General features: G+C 42.6%; 11 protein-coding genes. 6 read left to right on the top strand and 5 right to left on the bottom strand.

The features are described from left to right. The 4 genes from BN161_RS09215 to mraZ are packed head-to-tail and all read right to left on the bottom strand — an operon-like array spanning position 1 to position 3,996. Complete coding sequence (locus BN161_RS09215; protein WP_044265174.1) at positions 1-2,103, bottom strand: penicillin-binding protein; 2,103 nt, start codon at positions 2,101-2,103, stop codon at positions 1-3. Between the two features lie 53 nt (positions 2,104-2,156). Further along, positions 2,157-2,525, bottom strand: a complete 369-nt coding sequence (locus BN161_RS09210; RefSeq protein WP_125910786.1) for an FtsL-like putative cell division protein — start codon at positions 2,523-2,525, stop codon at positions 2,157-2,159. 56 nt (positions 2,526-2,581) lie between these two features. Next, entirely contained in the window at positions 2,582-3,493 is a 912-nt protein-coding gene (gene rsmH, locus BN161_RS09205; protein WP_044265170.1) for a 16S rRNA (cytosine(1402)-N(4))-methyltransferase RsmH, read from the bottom strand. 23 nt (positions 3,494-3,516) lie between these two features. Further along, entirely contained in the window at positions 3,517-3,996 is a 480-nt protein-coding gene (gene mraZ, locus BN161_RS09200; RefSeq protein ID WP_044265246.1) for a division/cell wall cluster transcriptional repressor MraZ, read from the bottom strand. A 532-nt stretch (positions 3,997-4,528) separates the two neighbouring features. Here mraZ and BN161_RS09195 point away from each other — a divergent pair. From BN161_RS09195 to BN161_RS09175, 5 genes are all read left to right on the top strand, one after another. Beyond that, a complete protein-coding gene (locus BN161_RS09195; protein WP_044265167.1) occupies positions 4,529-4,963 on the top strand; it encodes a T9SS type A sorting domain-containing protein in 435 nt (144 codons plus the stop codon). A gap of 31 nt (positions 4,964-4,994) precedes the next feature. Next, entirely contained in the window at positions 4,995-11,318 is a 6,324-nt protein-coding gene (locus BN161_RS09190; RefSeq protein ID WP_244436452.1) for an RHS repeat-associated core domain-containing protein, read from the top strand. A 10-nt stretch (positions 11,319-11,328) separates the two neighbouring features. Continuing rightward, positions 11,329-12,171, top strand: a complete 843-nt coding sequence (locus tag BN161_RS09185) for a hypothetical protein (RefSeq protein WP_244436451.1) — start codon at positions 11,329-11,331, stop codon at positions 12,169-12,171. A 216-nt stretch (positions 12,172-12,387) separates the two neighbouring features. After that, entirely contained in the window at positions 12,388-15,066 is a 2,679-nt protein-coding gene (locus tag BN161_RS09180; protein WP_044265162.1) for a glycoside hydrolase family 2 protein, read from the top strand. 156 nt (positions 15,067-15,222) lie between these two features. Beyond that, a complete protein-coding gene (locus BN161_RS09175; RefSeq protein ID WP_044265242.1) occupies positions 15,223-16,791 on the top strand; it encodes an arylsulfatase in 1,569 nt (522 codons plus the stop codon). Between the two features lie 696 nt (positions 16,792-17,487). Here the strand turns inward: BN161_RS09175 and BN161_RS09170 are convergent. Then, on the bottom strand, positions 17,488-21,384 hold the full coding sequence (locus BN161_RS09170; protein ID WP_044265160.1) for a hybrid sensor histidine kinase/response regulator transcription factor: 3,897 nt from the start codon (positions 21,382-21,384) through the stop codon (positions 17,488-17,490). Positions 21,385-21,654: 270 nt separating this feature from the next. Here BN161_RS09170 and BN161_RS09165 point away from each other — a divergent pair, with 270 nt between their 5' ends. Next, positions 21,655-24,873 carry a SusC/RagA family TonB-linked outer membrane protein gene (locus tag BN161_RS09165; protein ID WP_044265158.1) on the top strand — a complete coding sequence of 1,073 codons (3,219 nt, stop codon included), beginning with the start codon at positions 21,655-21,657 and terminating at the stop codon, positions 24,871-24,873. Positions 24,874-24,877: the final 4 nt, after the last annotated feature.

The following is a 24,877-nucleotide window of genomic DNA, read 5'->3' as shown; positions in this document are numbered from 1 at the left end:
CTAATGAAGTGCTAACGTCACCGTCTGTCCTTTTACCACCCGGTTGCCTCCCGGTATCGATTGATTTCTCACTTTTCCGATACCGTTTAGTCTCACTTTCAGACCTTTACTCTCCAATAGGTACACAGCATCCTTCGCTCCCATTCCAATAACACTGGGGACAAGATCCGGGTTGGCCCCGTCTTTACCTTGCAGAACAACTGCATTGGGAGCTGCTTGTGTATGTCCCCAAGCCTCTTGTCCTTTCTTGGACGTGAACTGTTTCTGCACCGGTACTTTCAAACTATTCAGTACCTGGAAGGCTTCATTCATTTCTCCGGCTTTTACAGGAGGAATGACATTGCTTGTACTATCTATTGCACTGCGAATATCAAACCGCAGATTCTTTGCATATACTCTTTCTGCAATTTTTCCGAATACACTACCTGCCATCAGACCACCTGATGCCGGAAGTCCCGGTTTCTGTATGGAAACGATACAGCTATACTTGGGAGCATCAGCCGGGAAATAGCCACAAAAGCTTACCAGATAATTCACTCGTCCGTTTTTATAGCCTGCTGTACCTTGTGATACCTGTGCTGTACCCGTCTTGCCGGCTACGGAAAATTGTTTGCTTCCGGCTGGTTTGGCTAATCCTTGTGATACCACTTTTTCCAGAATATCACGTATCTGAGTCAATGTCCGGTCAGAGCATATCTTCGGGTTAATCACTTCCGTAGGATATTCTTCTATAACTTCACCGTCTTTTACCGCAGCCTTTACGAATTTGGGTCGTATCATTACACCATTGTTGGCAATGGCATTATAGAAAGTCAGGATATTGAGTGGCGGAACCTGTGTTTCGTATCCAATACTCATCCAGGGCAGGGTTGTTTTTGCGAAGTATCTTTCCTTCGGACCCTTGATGTTAGGCTTTCCTTCGCCGGAAATTTGTAGATGTAGCGGTTGGTCGATGCTCATGCGCTTTAAACCATCCACATATTTCTGCGGATTATCTTTGTAATGTTTGTCAATGAGATAGGAGACACCTACATTGGATGAGACTTCCAGAATACGTGTTACATTGATTTTCCCGTATCCTCCGCGATGCCAGTTATGATCTCTCATTTTGCTGCCATACATCATCATAATACCATTTCCGGTGTCTACTTCTGTTTCCGGTGTGATCTTTCCATCTTCAAGAGCCACCATGATGGAAGCTGTCTTGAAAGTCGAGCCCGGTTCCATCATGTCACTGATGGCATTGTTGCGCATTTCGTAATAGTTGCCATCGTTGGCTTTCATCATGTTGACGATGGCTTTCACTTCGCCGGTCTGTACTTCCATGAGTACTGCCACACCTACAGTGGCATTAATTTCCTTCAACTTGTCTACCAATGCTTTCTCGCAGATATCCTGCATGCCTACATCGAGGGTTGAGATAATGTCGCAACCGTCTACGGGGGCTATATCTACGATATTCAGGTACTTGTTCATCACCTTCTGGCGATGGGTGATGCCGTCGCGACCTTTCAATAAGGTGTCGAATGACAACTCGATACCACTTTTTGCACCTTGTGCAGTATCGGCATAAAGATCGCCCAATGTACGGGCTGCCAATGATCCGAATGGCTTCTTACGTTGATTATAAACCTGCTCGTGGAAGCCACCTTTGTACTTGTTCAGATTGAATACAGGCAAACGTTTTGCTTCTTTATACTGGATATACGAAATGCGTCTCGGATAAATCAGATAATTACGGCTGCCCTTCTTACGCCCTTTCTGTAAGTGTGACTTAAATTCAGCGGCACTCTTATCGGGGAATATCTTATGCAGTCCTTCGCAAATTTCGTTCATATGATTCACCAGCATGGTATCTTTGGTTACACCACCTGCCTTAAAGTCCATATAGATGCGATATTCCGGCAAGGAACTTGCCATCAGTTTGCCGTCGGATGAAAGAATATTACCACGATTAGGCTTTACCGTTACGTTCTCTTTTATGAAACGGTCGGCTACATCCTGCCAGTATTGTCGCTCTGCAAACATGATAATTGCGGCTTTTACGACAATAGCTATTCCCAGCAGTCCCATTACGAGGACTACAAAGAAGTAGCGGGTCATGATATTTTTCTTATTTACTGCCAAGTCTGTTTTCTGTTTAACGGTTCTACTGATTACTTAATCAAATACGGTGGATTGGTTGAGGTCTGTAAGTCACTCTCCTTGGTTGCAATGTATTCCTCAATGCGTGACTGGCGACTTTTTTCCATCAACTCCGAGCTACGGGTGAGGGCATCATATTTAATGTCAATCAGTTCTTTTTTCAGTTTATCAATCTCTATCATTTGTTGCTGACAAGCATAACGGTTGTGTATGTAAAACAGTATCAGCACCATTATCAGCACAAGCAATTTGGTCTGACGACGGAAAAAATCCGTTGCCAGAATATCACCACCAATGATGTTCTTCAGAGACGTGCGATTTTTAGCTTTCTTCGCCTTTTCCGCTTTCTCTGTTTTCTCATTTACCTGTTTTTCTTCCATTTCCTTCATCGCTCTATCACTCTACCGCTTTATCATTTTACCACTCTTGCTCTTTATCACTTCTTCTCCGCTATTCTCAGTTTTGCACTTCGCGATCTCGGATTTCGTTCTATCTCCGCTTCGTCCGGTACAATCACCTTATTGTTCACCAGCCGGAAAGGTGTCTGTACATTTCCAAAGAAATCTTTTTCCATCTTGCCTTCTACGTTTCCGGTTTTCATCATATTCTTCACCATTCTGTCTTCCAGCGAGTGATACGTGATTACTACCAGTCTTCCACCTGGTTTCAGCGCCTCGGTTGCTGCATACAACATCTCTTTCAGCGCTTCCATTTCCTGATTTACTTCGATACGCAATGCCTGGAAGACTTTTGCCAGTTCTTTTTTCTCCCGTTCCCGGCCGAAAAGTGGCTTGATGATTTCCAGAAACTCACCGATAGTTGTTACTTTTTGTCCGGCGCGTGCCTTTACGAGTACGGATGCCAATTTGCGGCTGTTTTTCAGTTCACCGTACAAATAGAAGATATCTGCCAAGCGCTCTTCATTATAAGTATTGATAATGTCCGCCGCAGTATCTCCTGCACGTTTGTTCATACGCATATCCAGTGCCCCGTCAAAGCGGAATGAGAATCCCCGCTCGCTATCATCGAAGTGGTGTGAGGACACACCTAGATCGGCAAGTATCGCATCTACTTCTTCTATATCATGGTAGCGTAGGAAGTTATGCAGGTAGCGGAAATTGCTGCGTACAAAAATGAAATGCGGATTATCCACGATATTCTGTTCGGCATCTTCGTCCTGGTCAAATCCCAGTAACCGTCCGCCGTCTCCCAATCGTGACAGTATTTCGCGTGAATGTCCTCCTCCGCCGAAAGTGACGTCTACATACGTCCCATCCGGGCGGATATTCATTCCGTCCACACTCGGCATCAACAGCACCGGTACATGATATGTCAATTCTTCATTCATCACTAATCACTCATCACTAAACGTTAATCATTCTCTTCCTCTTCCTTCCAATCATCCTCATCTCCCAGAATGTCCTGCAATGCTTCGCTGAACTCTTCCGGACTGACGAATGGCTGTTCGGTTTTCTCTTTTGCCCAGATCTCTATTGTATTATCCATACCAATAAAACGTACATCGCTCTGTATGCCGGCCATTTGCAGGTAACGTTTGGGCAGAAGGATGCGTCCGTTCCCGTCGGGAATCATGATTTCCGCATCGCTCACAAATTGCCGGAAAATGTCTTGGTGTTTTGCGTTCCATTTGTTCAATCGCCTCCTTAATTGGTTTTGCGTCTTGAACCAAACGCTTTCTGGATAGAGTACCAGGCAATCTTGGAATACGTCTTTGCGCAGCACTAGCCTTTCTTCGGAAGCGGATTGCAGTTGCCTCCGAAAGCCGGCGGGGATAAATACACGTCCCTTTGCGTCGGTCTTCGCTTCTATATTGCCCAAAAAACGTATCATTGCTACCTTATTATAATAAGCGACGGTAAAAGTACACATTTCCCCACAATCCCCCACAAGTTTTAACTAAAAACTTTCAGAGAAGTTTTCAACACCCTGTTCATTGTTTATTTCGTTGATAATGAACATGGTGCCGAAAGGCTTTATTCGTGGGGAATTGAGGGGCAAAAACCTTGTTAGTTTTCTATTCGGACTGTACTTGTACCGTACCTGAGCCGTACTTGCTCCGTACCAACTCCGTAGTTTCTCCGTATAGAGGTACTTCTGACCGAAGAAGGTACGGAGCAAGTACGGTTCGGGTACGGTTGGAGTATGGTGGGGTTAAAAGATGGAAGACTTTGCATTTTTTATTTGATTTAGCGAAGTCATGGAGGAAAAAACTGCATGAGAAATTCCTGGTTGTTGTCTATAAACTTTTTATTTAGAGTAAAAACTGTAGAAAAAGGAGTAAAAATTGTATTGCCTCTAAATACATAATGCTGATAGCTTTTTTCTAAAAAAAGAGTGTCTATCTTTATTGCGTAATTAAATTATGAAAAACATGAAATTGAAATTTATTTTGCTCTTAATCAACTTAGGATTGGCCACTTCCATTTTCTCACAATCTTTTTCGTATTTGTATGATGCTGCCGGTAACAGGGTTACTCGAATGCAAGTAGCTACGCGTTCTTTTGTTCTTCAAAAAAACGAGGTAAATGTTGTTTTGTCGGAAGGACTGTTGGAACAGAAAGCAATTAAGCTCTTTCCTAATCCAATGCAAACGGAGTTGACTGTTCTGTTAAGTGAACTCTTTGAGCCGGGTTACGGCGAGGTTTTCCTGTACGATTTGCAAGGTCGACTATTGTTAAGACAGGATGTGACTTCTATACGAACTATCCTTCAGCTTGATAGCTTTGTGTCGGGTACATATTTGCTGAAGTTGGTCTTTGGTTCAAGGCAATCTATATGGAAAATTATTAAAGAATAGGGTTATACTGTTTGTAAACTAATTATTTATTATGAAAACACATCACTTATGGCTTATTCTTTTAGCCGTGACATTTACTTTTATAGTGACATTCCCATCTATGGGACAACAATCTTTTGATTTTATTTCATCCATAAAAAAACATCGGACAGTACCTACTGACACAATTTCTACTGGTGATTCCATTTATATAAAAAAGCTAGAGTGCAGGAGCAAAGAGACTATTGTTAACCAAAATCCTATGTCTCAACAAGATTTAGTAAGAGGTTTTGCGAGTGGTTCTCATACGCATATCCCTACCTCAATATCTGTAAATACAAGTAAAGATGTTGGTGTTATACCAATAAATTCACAAGTTACGCCATCGGGAGGACTTGTTTACAATGTTCCTATTTCGTGTGTTCCGGTACGTAGTGGCATTACACCTTCTGTTTCCATTACTTATAATAGTCAAGGTGGAAATGACATAGTTGGTTATGGTTGGTCTATTGGCGGTCTATCATCTATAACTCGAGTACCACGTTCTATGTACTATGACGGTAAAACAGCACCGGTTGAAGTGAATGGTGATGATGCATTAATGCTTGATGGAGTTCGTCTGTTACCAACAACTGTTGTGAATGTTTTTGAGACAGAACAAGGGAATATTCGAGTGAAAGCGCAGAAAACGGCATCCGGAACGTTTAGTTATTTTATGGTATTATATCCGAATGGCACGGTAGCTGTGTTTGGTTCACAAACTAATGCGAGTGACTGCCTCGTTTACCCAATATCTAAAAGTACAGATGTTTTGGGGAATATGGTATCCTTTTCTTATGCTTATCAAAATAACAGATATCGTATTCTAAATATAGAATATGGAGCCCATACCTCTTCTGATACGCCATTGGCTAATATTACATTTACTTATAAAGACCGTGTGGACGTGTTGGGTGGTTTTGAAGGAGGGACAGAAGTAAAGTTATCCCATTTACTTGATAATATCAAGTGTTATCACGGAACAGAATTGCTTCATACCTATTCATTTGTTTATAAAACTAGTAATGTGTCTTTGTTGACAAGAATCGATTGCGATAATTTAAATCCTTTGTTGTTTTACTATGGATATGATAATAATATGAATGGATGGGAAAAACAAAAAGCTATATTAACGAGATATTTTAATCAGGATACCGATTTAGTAGTAAATAAGGTAAAGTTTGAGTCAGGGACAGAAGATGATGGACTTTTTTCGTATCCGGATTTTAATCCTTGTGCTATATCTTCGAAAGGGTATTATTCTGCTTTTGCTGAAAACCAAGAGTTGCTTGTATATCGAAATTTGGAAGGTAGTACTTTGGTACCTGCAACTTTGTATGCAGAGCGAGGCTTTCAGACTTTATTGTCGGCAGATGTAGATGGAGTATCTGGAGATGAACTATTGAAGATAAATGCTACGGTGCAGAGTGGTAAGGATCGTTTAACTGTAAAGGTTTATAAGCCTGGTCTGGGTTTGTCTTTGACACAGACTTCTACTTTTACATTTGACAGTGAGGCTCCCAATAGTTCTAGCATTTGGCCAAAAGTATATCTTCCGGGCGATTACAATGGAGATGGAAAAGCTGAGTTATTGGCTATATCTATGGATAGACCTTTGGATAAGGATATGAACTCTAAGTGCTATTTGTTTGATTTGAGCACAAATAAGGTGTTGTTTAATGCTCATGTTTTCAATTTCAATGTGAAACAAGGAATTTTGGTGGCTGTAGATATTGACGGAGATGGAAAGACGGATATTTGTCATATTAATTTTGGGATAACAAAAGTGTATTCGTTTTCTCAAGTGAACGGAGTATATAGCTTAAACTTGAAATGTAGTTTTGACTTATCCTATAATTATGTATTTCAAAGCAATAGAGACATGGCCATTGGAGATATAAATGGTGATGGCAAACCGGAATTCTTAGTAACTCCTGTCAAGTCATATACCAAAAAAGGTACGTATGAGATGCCTGTTACTTCACACGAATTTTGCCCGGAGTGTAATGCAGAATATCCGGAAGATTATGAATGTGTGCATTGTGGAGAATATATTGGGTATTCCAACAGGTGCTTGGTTTGTGGTGAGTGGCTGGATGGTAGTAGTTGTTCTGTGCATGGGGATGTCTGTCAAGTGGAATATTGGCGTAAATTTCATAATGGTACGTGGTGGGAGGTTTATTATCCGTTATCCAATATACGTAGATCGTTTAATTTAACGGAATATGTGGAACATGAAGCTGCCTGTATGCTACAGGATATAGATCAAGATGGGTATGTAGACTTGGTACTTAGGCAGAATACCAGTACATGGGGGTATTTCAATCGTAATGGTGGGTTTAAAGAAGAGGATAGGTTTGGAACGTCACTTGGTGGTGGTATTACTTTACTTCCTTCTTCTATTTCTCAACCGAATTTTTATAGTTCCCTTATAGCTGTTATTGATGAAAATGTTTACAAGGTGAGCTTTACAAGGAATGAGCGTAAACAATATTTGCTAACAGGAGTAATTAATAGCTTCGGGGTGATAGATAAAAACTCCTATCAACTTCTCAATGCAAAGAACGGAGATTATATTGATTTTTATAGTTCCAATGCAATTGTTTCATTCCCTTATGAACGCTTTCAAGGGCCTTTGTGGGGGCTCGCTGCTAAAGAAACTGCTTTAAATGGTAGCATTTTAACCTCGGAAGAGTATCGCTATCAAGGAGGGGTTGTACATCGGCAGGGCCGTGGCTTTTGTGGCTTTACTAAAATAATAGCAGAGGATGTATTACGTAACAAAACCATAACAACGATATACGATCCTTTGAACTTTAATAATTTGGTTAGGGTCATTACTCCTGAAGCAGAAGGAAATTATACTTATTATTCAGCTGTTGCTTCTAATAAGAAAGCCACGGTACGACTGAACAACTCAGTAGAAAAGGATCTTTTGAAAAGTACCACAGTGACTAAAGATTATCTTTATGATACTTACAGTAATCCTACGCGTGAAACAGTTACTTATACGGATTATACATCTAACAATGTGATCAAAACAGTTACGAATCAAACTTATAGTAATACAAACACAACCGCGAAGTGGCTGATAGGTCTTCCCTGTTTGAAAACAATAACAGAATCGCGTGATGGGAGTTCGTGGGTAACTTCAGAAGAATTGGTTTATAAAACAGGAACAAATCTTCCAGAAAAGAAAATAATTAAAATTAATGGTAATAAAGTTGGAGAAACGCGATGCACTTATGATGTTTACGGCAATGTTTTAACAGAAGTAAGTGCCCCCCGTACATCGGTGGAATATTTAGGAGACACTTGTACTTATTTGAATAATTGCTATGTAAACACTCGTACTGATGCTTTAGGACGTATGACGGTATATTCTAATTATAATAAATATGGCCTACCAGAAAAAGTGGTAAATAATTTGGGTAAGATTGCTTTGTATAATTATGATGATTTGGGGAGAGTTAATACAACCACTTATGATGATGGTACAATAGAGAATATAAATTATAGATGGGATTTGAGTACAGGGGTATATTATATTGAGAAATCAGTAACGGGGATGCCGGAACAGCGTACATATTATGATGCTCTAGGGCGTGATATTCGTATTGGTAATAAACGCTTTGATGGAACTTGGCTGTATATAGATAAACAATATGATAACTGGGGACGCTTATGGAAGGTCTCTCTGCCTTATAAAGGAAATACAGCTTCGTTATGGAATGTATATAGTTATGATGATTTTGATCGAATAGTTTCGTTTTCAGAGCCATATGGCAAAACAACATCTTACAGTTATATTGGGAAAAGTGAAACAATAGTAAAAGAAGGTATTACAATTACCCGAACATACGATAAGAGTGGACTGTTGGCTTCCGCAACAGATCCAGGAGGAACAATTACTTATTCTTATCGTCCAGACAAACAGTTGAAAAAGGTTATTGCACCAGGAGGGGTTATAACAGAGTTTGACTATGATCCTGATTATGGACACCGAACTAAAATTGTAGATCCTAGTGCTGGGACAATGACTTTTACGGAGGGTTACTCGGGTAATATACGTACGGTAACACAAACTGATGCAAATAATAAAACTGTAGCTATTGTATATGATAAATATGGTCGTCCTAAAAGTAAAGTTCAACCAGAGTTTACTACTACTTATAAATATGATCCGGTAACAAAACAGATTGATAATGAGACTTCGACCAATGGCGTTTCTAAAGTCTATACTTATGATGAATATGCCCGATTGAACTCACGGACGGATAAGGTTTCGGATGATATCTGGTTGAAACGTGTTTTCGCTTATGCAAATGGCAATGTGTCTTCTGTTACATATAGTTCCTCTAAAGAGGCGGTGATTGGAACGGAGAATATGACCTATGTTAATGGACAATTAACAGAAGTAAAGTTGGGGACAACTTCTATATGGAAGTTGACAGCCGAGAATGGATTGGGGCAACCTACGAACGCTGTAACTGGACCATTAACGCGTACGTATGGATATAATAGCTATGGTATACTGACAGAAAGAAAAGCTGGAGTGATCCAACATTTTGCTTATACATTCGATATTCAGAAAGGAAACCTGACAAGTCGTGTAGATAAGAAGCGCAATCTGACGGAATCTTTTAGTTATGATAATCTGAATCGTTTAGCTAATTATGCAGGTAAGACGGTAGGGTATGATTCGAAAGGAAATATTACCTCAATGAGTGGTATTGGCACCATGTTTTATAGTCATGATACGAAGCCTTATGCAGTGACTAATGTGGAATTAAATGGAAATCAAATACCTATACGGAATCAAGATGTTACTTATACTTCTTTTCAGCGTCCGGCTACTATTGTAGAAAATGGTTATACAGCTACTTTTACGTATGATTCTTCTGGTGAACGTGCTAAAATGCTTTTAACTCATAAGGGGGCTGTACAAAATGCGACTTATTATCTCGGTAATTGTTATGAGACAAATAATGCGGAAACTCGCCTTTATTTGGCTGGTGATTATTATTCTTCGCCAATTGTTTATATGAAGAAGAATGGATCATGGGGAATTTATTATATTTGTCGTGATTACTTGGGTAGTATCACGCATATTACAAATTCTGCGGGTATTGTCCAACAGGAATTGAGTTATGATGCTTGGGGGCGTTTACGTAATCCTATTAACCATGTACTTTATGCTCCTGGTTTAGAACCGGCATTGCTTTTAGGCAGGGGGTATACGGGGCATGAACATCTGTCTGCCTTTGGCTTGGTTAATATGAATGCGCGTTTATATGATTCCGCATTGGGACGATTCTTGAGTCCGGATCCATATGTGCAGATGATGGATTTCACGCAAAACTTTAATCGATATAGTTATGTGCTAAATAATCCGTTGATGTATGTAGATAAAAGTGGAAAATCTGTTTGGTTAGCTGCTGTTATTGTGGGGGCTTGGATTGGGATGGGAACTGCTATGGTGATGAGTGATAATTCTGGTTGGGCTTTGGCTGGTGATATGTTGAAAGGGCTATTCATAGGTGGAGCATCTGGTGCTGCCGGGTATTTTGCAGGCGGAGCAATGGCCGGATTATTAGGAACGACTAGTTTTATCGGTGGGGCGGTTACTGGGTTTAGTGGAGGTTTTGCTGGCGGTTTTGTCGGAGGAGCTGGAAATGCTTGGTTGAATGGAGCAAATTTTAAGCAGGGGCTGAATGCAGGTTTAGCTGCTGGAGGGATAAGTGGTGCTATTGGTGGTGTTATTGGAGGAGTGCTGGGTGGTGTCTCAGCAATGAAGAATCATGGAAATTTCTTTACGGGAAAGGGAGCTCAATATTTTGATTATACTAATGGAGTGAATATGGCTGATGGAAACACGGTTCAGATTGGTGAGGGTATGGAGTATTCAAATGAGTATGCGGCTGAATTTTCATTAGAAAATTTTGAAAATGTACAAAATGTAGATAATTTGTATGCGGATGGGACTATTCCTAGAGGGCATATAAAATTGGGTGATTTAGTTAAATACAGAGGTCAGTATGTAAATGGAACAACTGTATCCAACGGAGTTGGTAAAGGATATAATGTTTTCTTGTATAAGTCAGCATTTATATGCAAAGAACAACTTTTTTTGACTATGGGACATGAATATTATCATGCAGGTTTTTATGGCATGGGATTAAATAATCCAACCTCACATCATGCTTATATAAGAGAGTGGGAGTATCAGCATGCATTGAAATGGAACTATAAAGTGGGATATTATCGAAATCTGAATAATATGACTTCTACTATTCCGACTAGATATCTGAAAGCAGCGAAAATATTAGGTTATTAAAATATTGGATATGAAAATAGTAGTAGTAAGTTGGGTTCTACTTATGCTTTTAAGCTGCTCATCGACTATCACGAGGAGGGAACTAACAGATATCAGTTGGATACGTAATGATAGTCTTTTGCTAGAGTATCAAAACTATGAAGATGGGAATACATTCGATGTGTCAGATACTTTAATGAATTCGTTACTCGTTTTTGTTCCTTTTAAAAATGATAGTATTTCTTTTGTTCAGAACTCTATATCGGGACTTTGTGACCGAGAGGATTACTCTATGGTTTACCCTAAGGTGGGAGGACGTTTTTATGAATGGTTGGTTAATCAAAGTGTCATAAATAGAACTAGGCATGACAGTATAGTATCATTGCACAAAAATATGCAGTGGGAGGGAAAAGAAGCAGCGGTAAAACTCTTCAGGAAAGTATCTGAGATTTTATATCTTGGTTGTCTTGAAGAGGATACCCCATATAAAAGTTTTCTGCTTCTTATCAAATATAATAGTGAAGAAGACGGAATGGATTCATCTTTTTTTCTGATGAATGATATTGTTCGTGTGGTTTGTAAAGATAATAAGGTGCGTTCTCTGATACGGATAGCTTCTTTGATGAGAGAACAGACTGAATTTGTAGCCGTTTGGACAGAAAAGAAGGAGGACCTTTTTTCTATAAAACGCTTAAGAGGTGATGTTTGGGAGCCCTTCCCTCCTGAAATCTTGAATGAAATGGCTCATACAGGTGAGCGATTTGAAGAGGAGTGGGAATATGAAATGTATAAGATAGATAGAAATGGATGGCTCAGAAATGATTTTTCTGATATGGAATTAGATAAGTATAGGGCTTTGTTTGGAATTAAATGAAATATTCTTATATTAATAGTTGATAATGATTCACTGAAAGTTTCTCATAGCATTCTGTATTTAGGGAGCCATGTTGTATAAATGGATAGTTAGACAAAATTGGATTAAAAATAGCGATTATTGTAACAGTGGTTTTCTGTTTTGCCCTATTTTTGCATCGGATGTTGTAAATGGCTATTACATCAAGTTATGTACACCTAAAATAATACTATTTTCATGAGAAAAATCATTCATTTAATTCTAATTGTTTTATTGTTAGTTCCCTGCAGCGCATTGCAGGCGTCTCACCAACCAGAGTTTTCCACTGCCGGTTTCTTCGAGTTACCCAATTCCGGGCGTGAAGTGTTTTCAATGAATCCCGCCTGGCGCTTCCACAAAGGAGCGGTTGAGGGTGCTGAGGCCACGAACTTTGATGATGCGGAATGGACGGTAGTCTCCCTTCCCAATGGCATTGAATATTTGCCGACGGAAGCCAGTGGTTGCATCAATTATCAGGGAGAAGTCTGGTATCGCAAGCACTTCACCCCTGCGGATGCTTTGAAAGGGAAGAAACTGTTCCTGCACTTCGAAGCCATCATGGGAAAGAGTAAGGTATTCGTCAACGGGAAGTTGCTGACCGAACATTTTGGCGGTTATCTGCCTGTGGTGGTCGATATCTCTGACGTATTGAACTGGGGAGAGGATAATGTGATAGCCGTGTGGACGGATAACAGCGATGATAAGACCTATCCCCCCGGAAAGGCGCAGGATGTACTCGACTTTACCTATTTCGGCGGCATTTATCGTGATTGCTGGCTGATAGCCCATAATCCGGTCTTTATCACTGACCCGAACTTTGAGAACGAAGTAGCAGGCAGCGGTCTGTTTGTGGCTTATGATAAGGTGTCGGATGCCTCAGCCGAAGTGTTACTGAAGGCGCATGTGCGCAATGACAGCCGTAAAGCCTTTACGGGCGTTGTAGAATATGAGTTGCAGCAACCGGATGGTACACAGGTTGCTTTCTTGAATGATGAGATTCAGATACGGCCAGGGAAGGCTATTACCTCGAAAGATAAGCTCATAGTAAAGACCCCGATGCTGTGGAGTCCGGAAACTCCCACCTTATATAATCTGATAGTACGTATCCGCGACCGCGAAGGCAATGTGGTGGACGGTTATCGTCGCCGTATCGGTATCCGTAGTGTAGAGTTTAAGGGCAAGGACGGTTTCTGGCTGAATGGCAAACCTTATGAAAGCCCGTTGATTGGTGCTAACCGTCATCAGGACTTTGCGGTGGTAGGCAATGCCGTTGCTAACAGTATTCATTGGCGTGATGCAAAGAAACTGCGTGATGCCGGAATGAAAGTAATCCGTAACGCCCATTGTCCGCAAGACCCGGCATTCATGGATGCATGCGACGAGCTTGGGCTGTTTGTCATTGTCAATACCCCCGGCTGGCAGTTCTGGAATGATGCTCCCGAATTTGCGCAACGTGTATATAGCGATATCCGTAATCTTGTGCGGCGCGACCGCAACCATGCTTGTGTGTGGATGTGGGAACCTATCCTCAATGAAACCTGGTATCCGGAAGACTTCGCCAAGAACACCCGTGATATTGTAGACCAGGAGTATCCTTACCCATATTGTTATTCCGGTTGTGATAGCGGTGCACGTGGACGTGAGCATTTCCCGATACTCTTTACACATCCCTCTTACGATGGCAAGTCGTGGGGCGATAAGGATGCTGACCCAAAGATAACCTACTTTACCCGTGAATGGGGTGATAATGTGGATGACTGGAGTTCACATAACTCTCCCAGCCGTGTAGCCCGCAACTGGGGAGAACAGCCTATGCTTATCCAAGCGCAACATTATGCCAACCCCACCTATACATATACCTGTTACGATGCCCTTTACCGCACTCCCCGCCAACATGTGGGCGGCTGTCTGTGGCACTCGTTCGACCATCAGCGCGGTTATCATCCCGATCCGTTCTATGGCGGATTGATGGATGTATTCCGCCAGCCCAAGTATTCTTATTATATGTTCAAGGCACAACGCTCACCCCAGAAGCAGGAACGTCTTTTTGAAACCGGCCCGATGGTTTATATTGCTCACGAGATGACGCCGTTCTCCGGCAAGGATGTGACTGTTTATTCCAATTGCGATGAAGTGCGCCTCACCTTCCTGAAAGATGGAAAGACTTATACTTATAATAAACCGGTAGTTAAAGAAGGCATGCCTTCGCCGGTTATCACTTTCCCCGATGTCTACGATTTCATGACTGATAAAGCAATGTCACGTAAGAAAAAGCAGGATGAAGTATTCCTGCGGGCAGAAGGCTTGATAGACGGTAAAGTGGTTGCTACGCACGAAGTGCATCCCGCCCGTCGTCCGGAAAAAGTGCTGCTTTGGGTGGATGATGAGAATGTGAACCTGAAAGCCGATGGTTCCGATTTTGTCACTGTAGTAGCTGCCATAGCCGATAAGAACGGGAATATCAAACGTTTGAACAACTACTATGTGAAGTTTCATGTAGAAGGCGAAGGACGTATTCTGGGTGATGCCGGAATATTGGCAAATCCCGCTCCGGTGAAGTGGGGGACGGCTCCGGTGCTGATACAGTCCACTTTGAGGCCGGGTAAGATAAAAATAACGGCAAGTGTGTTATTCGAAGGTTCGCAGATGCCTGTAAGTGCTGTATTAGAATTAGAAAGCTATTCTGCCGCCCATCCGTTGGTTTATTCGGGGAAAGATGCTGCGTTGATCGCCGGTTCATCTTCTTTGCAAGCTGCCGGAACGTCTGCAAAATCGGCTGCGGAGTTGGAACAGGAACAGCTTTTGAAAGAGCAAAATGCTCAGAGGCTGAAGGAAGTGGAGCAGCAACAGGAAGACTTCGGGGAGAAGAACAAGTGAGTAAGTGACGAGCTACAAGCTACGGGCTACAAGTGGCTACGCTGTGTTGGCGGGCGAAAGATTTTTCGCCCCTACACGTATTGTGACAACGCTTGTAGGGGCGAATAATCATTCGCCCGGAATACATCGATATTTAATTTGAATATACAATTCAGTATGAAACAGACAGTTATAACTTTAGGAACAGGCCTGCTGGCTACTGTTGCTTTGTGTGCCAATGCGGCAAACAAGAATTCCAAACCTAACATTATCTTTATCCTCTGCGACGACATGGGATACGGGGATTTAGGATGTTACGGACAGAAATACATTGAAACGCCTAACATAGACCGTATGGCAGCCGAAGGCATGCTGTTTACCCAAGCCTATGCCGGTAGTCCGGTGAGCGCCCCTTCCCGTGCTTCGCTGATGACGGGACAACATACAGGACACACCCATGTGCGCGGAAATAAAGAGTATTGGCAGGGAGTTCCAACCGTGAAATACGGGATTAATGACGAATTTACCGTTGTCGGTCAGGAACCATACGATGAAAATCATATCATTCTTCCTGAGATAATGAAAAAGAACGGTTATACAACGGGAGTCTTCGGCAAGTGGGCAGGTGGTTATGAAGGCTCTTGTTCCACACCGGATAAGCGGGGTATCGATGAATTCTATGGTTATATATGCCAGTTTCAGGCTCATTTATACTACCCTAACTTTCTGAACAGGTACAGCACACAGGCAGGCGATACAGGCGTTATACGTATTCTGCTGGAAGATAATATCAACTACCCGATGTTTGGCGATGATTACAAGAAACGCACTCAATATTCGGCAGACCTGATTCACGGTAAGGCGCTGGAATGGCTGGACAAACAGGACGGAGAGCAGCCTTTCTATGGCTTTTTCACCTACACCTTGCCGCATGCGGAACTTGCGCAGCCGAATGATTCTATCCTGAAAAGCTACAAGAAGAAGTTTTTTAGAGATAAAACCTGGGGCGGGTATGAGAAAGGACGTTATAATGTTTCGGAGCATACCCATGCCCAGTTTGCCGGTATGATTACCCGTCTGGACTATTACGTGGGCGAAGTCTTGAAGAAGTTGAAAGAAAAGGGACTGGACGAGAACACCATCGTCATCTTCAGTAGCGACAACGGCCCTCACGAAGAAGGAGGAGCGGACCCGGAGTTCTTCGGACGGGATGGGAAACTGCGTGGTTTGAAACGGCAGTGTCATGAAGGCGGCATCCGGATTCCTTTCATTGTGCGCTGGCCGGAACGCATCTCCGCCGGTTCGGTAAACGACCACCAGCTGGCATTTTACGACATCATGCCTACTTTCTGCGAACTGGCGGGCGACAAAGGATTCCCGAAAAAGTATATCAACAAGAAGTTAGAAGGTGACTGTTTCGATGGCATCTCTTTTGCCCCGACCTTGTTAGGCAACGCTGGTGAACAGCAGAAACATGATTTCCTCTATTGGGAATTCCATGAAACCGACCAGTTCGGCGTTCGTATGGGCGATTGGAAACTGATAGTTAAGAAAGGAAAGCCCCATCTGTACGACCTTGCAAAGGATATCCACGAAGATAACGATATAGCGGCGCAACATCCGGAAATCGTGAAACAGATGCTCGAAGTTATCCGTCGGGAGCACAGAGAAAACGATATGTTCCCGGTGACATTGCCGGAGTCCGCTTCGAATTATCCTTTACTTTCTAACATAGAAACCTTATAAAACTCAAAAGACACCTCAGGATGAAATTAATAAAGCTGTTCGTTTAAAAAGTGAGTATTATAATGAAAAAGAAAAGGAGAAAAAGAAATGAATACAACATAGAGGTGCAATTATAAATTCAATTCTATCTACACAGAGTTTATCCTCACTTTTACCTACACGCTTACACTCATGCTCTGTATCGCCCTATTCATCGGTGATATAGCATGGTGTAAGCAAATAAAAAACAGAGTGTAGGCAAATTTGCCTACACTACTCTTAATTAGATGTATGTTTTTGATTATCTTTTTGTTATCTTTCATATTCGTATAAAACCTTTGATTCCCTATTTTCTCTTTTCCTGCTTTTTTTGATATAAAAGATACCGGATTACCTGCTTTTCATTAGATAGCACTCCGTTTCTTACCTACTTTTATTCATTCTAAATAGGGATTGTATATGTCAATCTCCTATGTTCATTGGGAAAACTCTGCATGTTTATTTTGTTGATATCCAGTGTTTTAATAGTGTTTACGTCTGTGGCGCTTGTGCTTCACGATTGTGGAGCACGAGCCTCATAACTGTGAGGCAGCTGAACTACATTTGTGGCCGTTGCAAAATGAAGCACTCTGAAATAAGCAACTGCCTATGCGAAAGCAATGAACTGCCTATGTGAAAGCAATGATACAGCCGTGTTTACACTACATAACAGCCTTTTTACGCATGTTCCTCCTTGTATTGCGTCGGCGAACACCCCATATACTGTTTGAATACCGTACTAAAATAGCGTGATGTGGAGAACCCCGTCTGATCCGCTATCTCATTAATGTTGAGGGTGCTATGGGTAAGTAACCAGACCGCCCGCTCCACCCGGAGCTTGGTTATGTAATCATTGGCTCCCATACCTGTCACCACCTTTAGTTTATTATAGAGAGAAGCGCGGCTGATTCCCAGTTCCGTACACAGGAAAGGCACCCCCATCTGTGGATTGTCCAGATTCTCGGTGATTGACTTATTCAACCGTTTCAGGAACTTCTCGTCTGCCGGGCTGAACGTACTTTCCTGTGGCTGAGGCAATGGTCCCGCTTCTGCATAGCGCGTCCGCATCCGCTCACGGTTCTTCAGTTGGCTTTGGATGATGGTATGAAGTATGCTGACCTCAAAAGGCTTCGTCAGATAAGCATCGGCTCCGTTCTTGTAACCGAAAATCTGGCTTTCCTCATCATTGCGGGCGGTCAGCAGAATAATAGGGATATGGCTGATTTCCAGGTCTTCCTTGATGTGCTTGCACAACTCATACCCATTCATGCGGGGCATTTGTATGTCACTGACAACTATATCCGGATATGATTCCCGACAAATGCGCAGCGCTTCTTCACCGTCATAAGCCACCCATATCTTCTTGAATTTGCCTTTCAGTGCTTCGGACAAATAGTCAGTCAAATCCTTGTTGTCATCTACTATGAGCAGCGTGTTGTTCGTGGTTTCCTCTTTTACGGCTGTTTCTTCCGGAATGCTTTCCACTTCCTGGGTAGGAGCTAACAACTCATTCAGATAAGGTTGGGGTTGCAGGGTTACTTTTCCGGGCTGCACGTTGCGGGGCAACTCAAACCAGAAGGTTGCTCCGGGGGCGGTTTCGTGGTCATAAGCACCGATGCTCCCGCCATGCTGTTCGGCCAGAATCTTGGAATAAGAAAGACCGATGCCTGTGCCCGGACGGCTGTTGTTGCCTTGATAGAATCGGATAAAGAGATTGTTTATATCTATGTCCTTTAAACCGGGACCTTCGTCGGCTACAGAAATGCGCACGTTGCTCTGGTCTTCGGACAAACTTACGGATACACTGATTTGTCCGTTCTCAGAACTGTATTTCAGTGCATTGATAAGCAGGTTCGTCAGGATGGTGGTGCATTTCTCCTTGTCAAAACAGAGGGTGTCCACTTCCTTGTCCGGATTGTAAACAATGGAAATTCCTTTCATTGTTGCCTCCGGCCGGAAATCATCAATAAGTTGTTCCACCCACGGGTTCAACTCTACGTTCTCCACATGCAAGGTGCTTTGTCCCACTTCCATTTTCCGTACATTCAGCACCATGTTCAGAAGCTCTTTCATGCGTCCGGACTGCTTGCTGATGCTTTGTATAATAGGGTATTTTTCATCCTCCGGTGATAAGGTTGCCAATAGCTGTTTTAGCGGGGCATGTATCAGGGTTAGCGGAGTGCGCAATTCATGATTGATGTTGATAAGGAAGCGTACTTTTTCTTCATAAACCTGTTGCTCATGCTCTTTCATGGCCCATTTCAGCTTGTTTTCTTTGCGGCGCAGCAGGGAGAAGAATACGAGTACAATGCCGGAGAATGCCACTATGATGCAACTGATTGTGAACCAGCCGGATTTATACCAGGGCGGAAGCACTATTAATTCCAGTATTTGGTAATCTTCCGTCCATCCTCCACTGCGGGTGCTGCATGCAGCCATCACTTGATAAGTTCTTGCAGGCAACCCGCTGAGTGTCAGTTCCGGTTGATAAGAGTAGATGACTTGCCCCTCCATTCCCCGCAGGGTGTAGCGATACATGGGTTTGCGGAAGATATCTTTGTCGTGGGCGATAATCTTGATGGATATGGGCTTGCTCTGTTCCGGAACTTTCAGGCTTTGTCCGGTGTTAATCAGGGCGTTCATACGTTCTCCGCCTACCGATACGTCAGCCAATTCCAGTATGGGCGGAGTTGTTGACTCGTCGGGGAGTTGCTTGTTGACACAGAGCAGGCCATTGACACCACCCATGTAGATATCGCCTTGGGCAGATAACAACCGTGGCTTTTCCAGATACTCATTCAGAATCACTCCGTCAGATTCTCCGTAGAGGATGAACTCTCCTTCGTGAATGAGGTGGGCAAACAGTTTTCCGTCAGCCCCCAGCCATACGCGCCCCCGTTTATCACAAATCAGTGAATTGATTTCATGGATCAGGCTGTTGGGAATGTTGGTGTGTTCTCGCTTCTCGATGGAGTAACGGCTGAGGCCGTAATTGCTTCCTATCCAGAAAACCCCGCTTTCATCGATAGCTATGGAATTGAATATGGTGTCTCCCTGACAACTGAAGAGAGTTTCCAACATATTCTTCCGGGAGTCTATGCGGTAGATGCGTTTAAAATCGTGCAGGTAGGAGACAGGGCCTTTGCTCTCTATCGGCAACATGGTACCAATAATCTCTTTAGTGTATTTATCCAGTGAAATAGGGGTGAATTCTTTCTTACTTATGTGGTAACTATAAGGCGATTCAGCAAGTAATAATATGGTTTCGGGTGTGTTTTGGAATACGTTTACGGTTTTTCCACGCTTGCACATCAGTTCGTTGATGCTGTCATTTACGATAATGAGCGGCTGGTAATTTCCGGTTTTCCTGTCGAAGAAGAACAATCCTTTGCTAAACAGGGATACTAATAACCGTTGTTTGTCCACTCCTGTGATAGAAGATACTTTGTCTCCCCATGTAGACATGACGTGATGGAATTTCTTGTTGCCGGGATGAAGACTGTTGATTCCACCGCCGTCTGTCCCGATCCAGATTTCGTCATCTTCGTCCTGATAGATGCATAAGATTGATTTCTCACTTAATCCGTATTCCGTGCCGGGCAGGGCATCCGAGTAAATCTTCATCCCTACTTCCTTAATGCTGATTAGTCCTCCGCGTACACTGCCTGCCCACATACTATTGTTAGCGTCAGCGTACAGATAAAGAATGGAATTGACCGGCAGAGAGTAAGGATCACCGGGGGTATGGGACAGGACGGACATTGTGTCGTCTTCCGGATTTAAGATATAAATACCTGCACCATCTGTTCCAATCCAGATTTTCCCGTCATTTTCGGCCAGTGAGAGCACGACGTTGGTTTGCAAAGGGGAGTTCCCGCTGTGGTAGGAGTGTAGGAGTTTGCCATTCCGGTCGTAACACTTCACTCCCTGATAATAAGGGGCTATCCATATGTTCCCGTTCTTGTCGATGAGGGTGGAAATCAGTTCGTTGCTCTCAAAAGGAACAGGGCGTGTCTGTCCGGTGGAAACGTCAATGAGCAGTGCATGGTTCCAGCGGTTACTGCACAATAGGGTGTGGTCGTCCCACTTTTGTAAGTTGGTAATATTGTATTTATTATTAGGTGTCAGAGGATATAAGAATTTGATTTTCCGGTTGGCATAGTCATATTTATAGAGTCTTCCGTTACCACCGAACAACACGCCGTCGGTCCACGGGCAGATGGAAGTTACGGTCACCGGGTTGTTGTCTTCGTCGCGTGCCTGGAGGAATTTGTCTTCCTGATAATCGTAGTAGAATAAACCTTTGGGAGTAATGGTCCAGATGGTATGTTCTTTATCTTCAATAATATGGGTGATATTTCCCAATAGATATTTCCTTAGTTCGTAGCCGTCGAAACGTCCGATACCCAGCCTCGTTCCCATCCATACGTATCCCTTCTCTTGGCTCACAACCAGGCAGCGGACCGAAGAGGACAGGCCGTTTTGCGTACTTATCTGCTGGAAAGCGTATTGTTTATTGCCGACTGCTTTATCCGGAAAGAGCGATAATAGGAACAATACTAGTGTGGTTAACATGGTTTTTCTCATGGTATTGTGCAAAGATTGGAACAAAAATAAACTTTTGTATCGAACCATACAAAACAAAAGACAGGAATCTGATGGGAAGAAACTCCAATTTTGTCTATTTTTAGCTCCAAATTTGGCTATACCCCTGCAGGAAGGCTGTAGGTAGTCAATTTTGGATTTAGTAATAGTGATTATTGTACCGGTGCTCCTTCTGTTTCGCTTTACATTTGCATCGAAATCAATGTTAACAATAGTCTTTACTAATTTAAATTTAATTCTATGAGACAGAAGTTATTTAATGTTTTTCTAACATGTCTGCTCTGCTTGACAACTACTGCTGCCGCTTTTGCACAGCAATCCGTCAAAGTAACAGGTAAAGTGATTGACAGCACCAATGAAGGTGTACCGGGTGTCAATGTACAAGTAAAAGGAGGATCGCTTGGGACGATTACCGATATTGACGGTAATTATAAGATTGATGTCCCCAACTCTAAATCAGTATTAGTTTTTTCTTTCATCGGTTATGAGACGCAAGAGATTGCGGTAGGTAACAAGACGGTGATTAATGTGACGCTGAAGGATGACACGCAGTTGTTGGACGAGGTAGTTGTGGTAGGTTACGGTTCGGCTCGTAAAGGCGACCTTACCGGAGCATTGACCAGTATACGCCCGGATGCCAATGATGCGGCCAAAGCAACTTCTATCGATAACCTGTTGTCGGGTAAAATTGCAGGTCTTGTGGTTAACTCCTCATCTTCGGCTGTCGGTTCTGCTTCTTCAGTAACTATTCGTGGTGCCAGTTCACTCCGTGGAGACAACCAGCCGCTTTACGTTATTGATAATGTACCGCAGGCGTCAACGGGTGAATTTGCTTCTTCAGGTATCAGTGGTGACTTCCAGATCAATCAGGACCCCTTGTCTTCTCTGAATCCTGCCGATATCGAGGATATCACAGTATTGAAAGATGCTTCTTCAACAGCTATTTATGGTTCTCGTGGTGCAAACGGTGTAATCTTGATTACAACGAAGAAAGGTAAGCAAGGAAAGACCAAAGTGAATGCTTCGGTCACTTTCACAATAGCCAATACTGCCAAACTGATGGATATGATTAATCTGGAAGAGTATGCAAGCTATGCAAACAGCAGAATCAAAGATAATTTGTATCCTTTTTATCTTGTAGGTGATGAGGTGAGATATGTATTCAACGGTTCTTATGACAAGTATAATCCGAACGATCCTGAAACGTATAATGTCGTAAATTATAAGAACTGGCAAAAAGAAATCTATTCTTCGGCCTTCTCGCAGAACTACTCTTTGTCTTTGAATGGTGGTTCGGATAAGGTTACCTACTATATATCTGCCAATTTCAAGGATATTAACGGTACGGTAAAACAAACTTCTTTGAAACAGGGTGACTTGCGTGCTAATTTGAGTGCCGAGATTTCAAAGGCTGTTAAGATAGACTTGTCCCTGAGCGGTGCTCTTCGTCAGAATGACATGATGGCGGGTGGTAATACATTGGGTGGTTCTACCGGAGCTATTTCTCGTACTGCATTGGATTATGCTCCGTTTGAAATGCCGGAAGATGACCCGAATTTCAATAATGAGAACAAGACGACTGTTTTCAGTTGGTTGAACGACTATGTGGACGTAACGGATGACAAGAGTTTCAAAGCCAGTATGGATTTGACTTGGAAGATCAATAAGTTTTTCCGTTATAATCTTCGTACCGGTGGTAATCTGAATATTAACGACCGCAAACGTTGGTATGGTCTGCAACTTTATCAAGGTATGAATAATCAGGGCTTGTTGTCACTGTCTAACCTGAACAAGAGTAATGTTTCTGTAGAAAACCTTTTGAACTATAATACGAAGATCAAGTCTATCGCAACGTTGGATGCTACAGCCGGTGTTACTTATGAAGATTATAATTTCCTGAATAAGAATACGACGGGTAATAACTTCACTTTTTTTGAAATGCGTGAGAACGGTCTTCACATGGCAAGCAATGTAACCAATGCACAACCTATCCAGAAAGACTACCAGTTGGTTTCTTACCTGGGACGTGTCAATGTGTCCTTCTTAGATAAATACTTGGTTACGGCTTCTTTCCGTGCCGATGGTTCCAGTAAGTTTGCCAAAGGCAGTCGTTGGGGATATTTCCCGTCTGCATCACTGGCATGGCGAATGGAACAAGAGGAGTTTATGAAAAATCTCACTTGGCTGAGTCAGTTGAAAGTTCGCGTGAGCTACGGTGTTACCGGTAACCAGTCTATCGATCCGTATTCTACATTCTCTATGTATGGCTCTAATTCGAATCTTTATTATGCTGATGGTTCAGGTAATCCGTTAACAGCTTTCTCCGTAACCAATCTGTCAAACAATAGTTTGAAATGGGAAAAGACAGCTTCCTGGAATGCAGGTGTGGACTTCGGAGTATTTAATTCACGCTTGAGCGGTACCGTTGATGTGTATCAAAAGAAGACTACGGACTTATTGATATCCAGATCACTGCCCGGTTCGGCTGGTTTCAGTTCTACTTATTACAATCAAGGCTCTTTGACCAATAAAGGTGTTGAAATCTCTTTGAATGCACAGATCATTGATGGCAAAGAATGGAAATGGAGTGTAATGGGTAACATCGGATTTAATAAGGGTGAAATTAGCGAGTTGGGACTTCTGCCGTCTGATTTCGGTTATTTGGGAGAGAATGTGGGTTATTATGGTAACTCTTTGGGTGACCACTTCGGTGTGGCTCACGTCTTCATGGAAGGCAAAGCTCCGGGTTTGTTCTTCGGTTACGTAACACAAGGCATTGTGCAGCCAGAAGATATCACTGATCAAGGTGTGAAGTATACTAAGAAAGATGGTTCGATCGGATACTATAAGACGGTAAACGGGGCTATTCCGGTAGCGGGTGATATTAAGTATGTAAATAGTGATGAGGATAAGGATGGGGATATCAATGTAAATGACCGCGACATCATCGGTGACCCGAATCCGGACTTCACTTACGGTTTCTCTACAACGGTTTCATGGAAAGACATTAGCTTGTCTGCTATATTTAATGGTGTACAAGGAAGAGACATTCTGAATACGAACAACCGTTATATCAATACTCCGGGTATCCGTTCTAATAACATTACCAGAAAGGCCTTCCAGAATATGTGGACAGAAAGCAACCACTCTAACTTATATCCGAGTTCTGTATACACTGTGCCGAATGCTGTGCTGGACCGCTATGTAGAGGATGGCAGCTATCTGCGTTGCGCTGATATCACATTGAGCTATGTGTTGCCTAAAGTATGGCTGAGCAAGATTGGTTTCCAGAATGCATCTGTTTATGCTTCTGTTAAGAATGCATTTATTATTACCAACTATAGTGGCTATGACCCGGAAGTGAGCTCTTTTACATTCGACGGACTTCGTCCGGGAGTTGATATGAGTTCTTACCCATCTCCACGTTCTTTTATATTTGGCTTAAACTTAACTTTTTAATCAT

Source organism: Bacteroides timonensis, assembly GCF_000513195.1.
Lineage (GTDB): Bacteria > Bacteroidota > Bacteroidia > Bacteroidales > Bacteroidaceae > Bacteroides > Bacteroides timonensis.
Note: the sequence above shows the minus strand (reverse complement) of the source record. Positions and strands in the feature narration are given on the sequence as shown.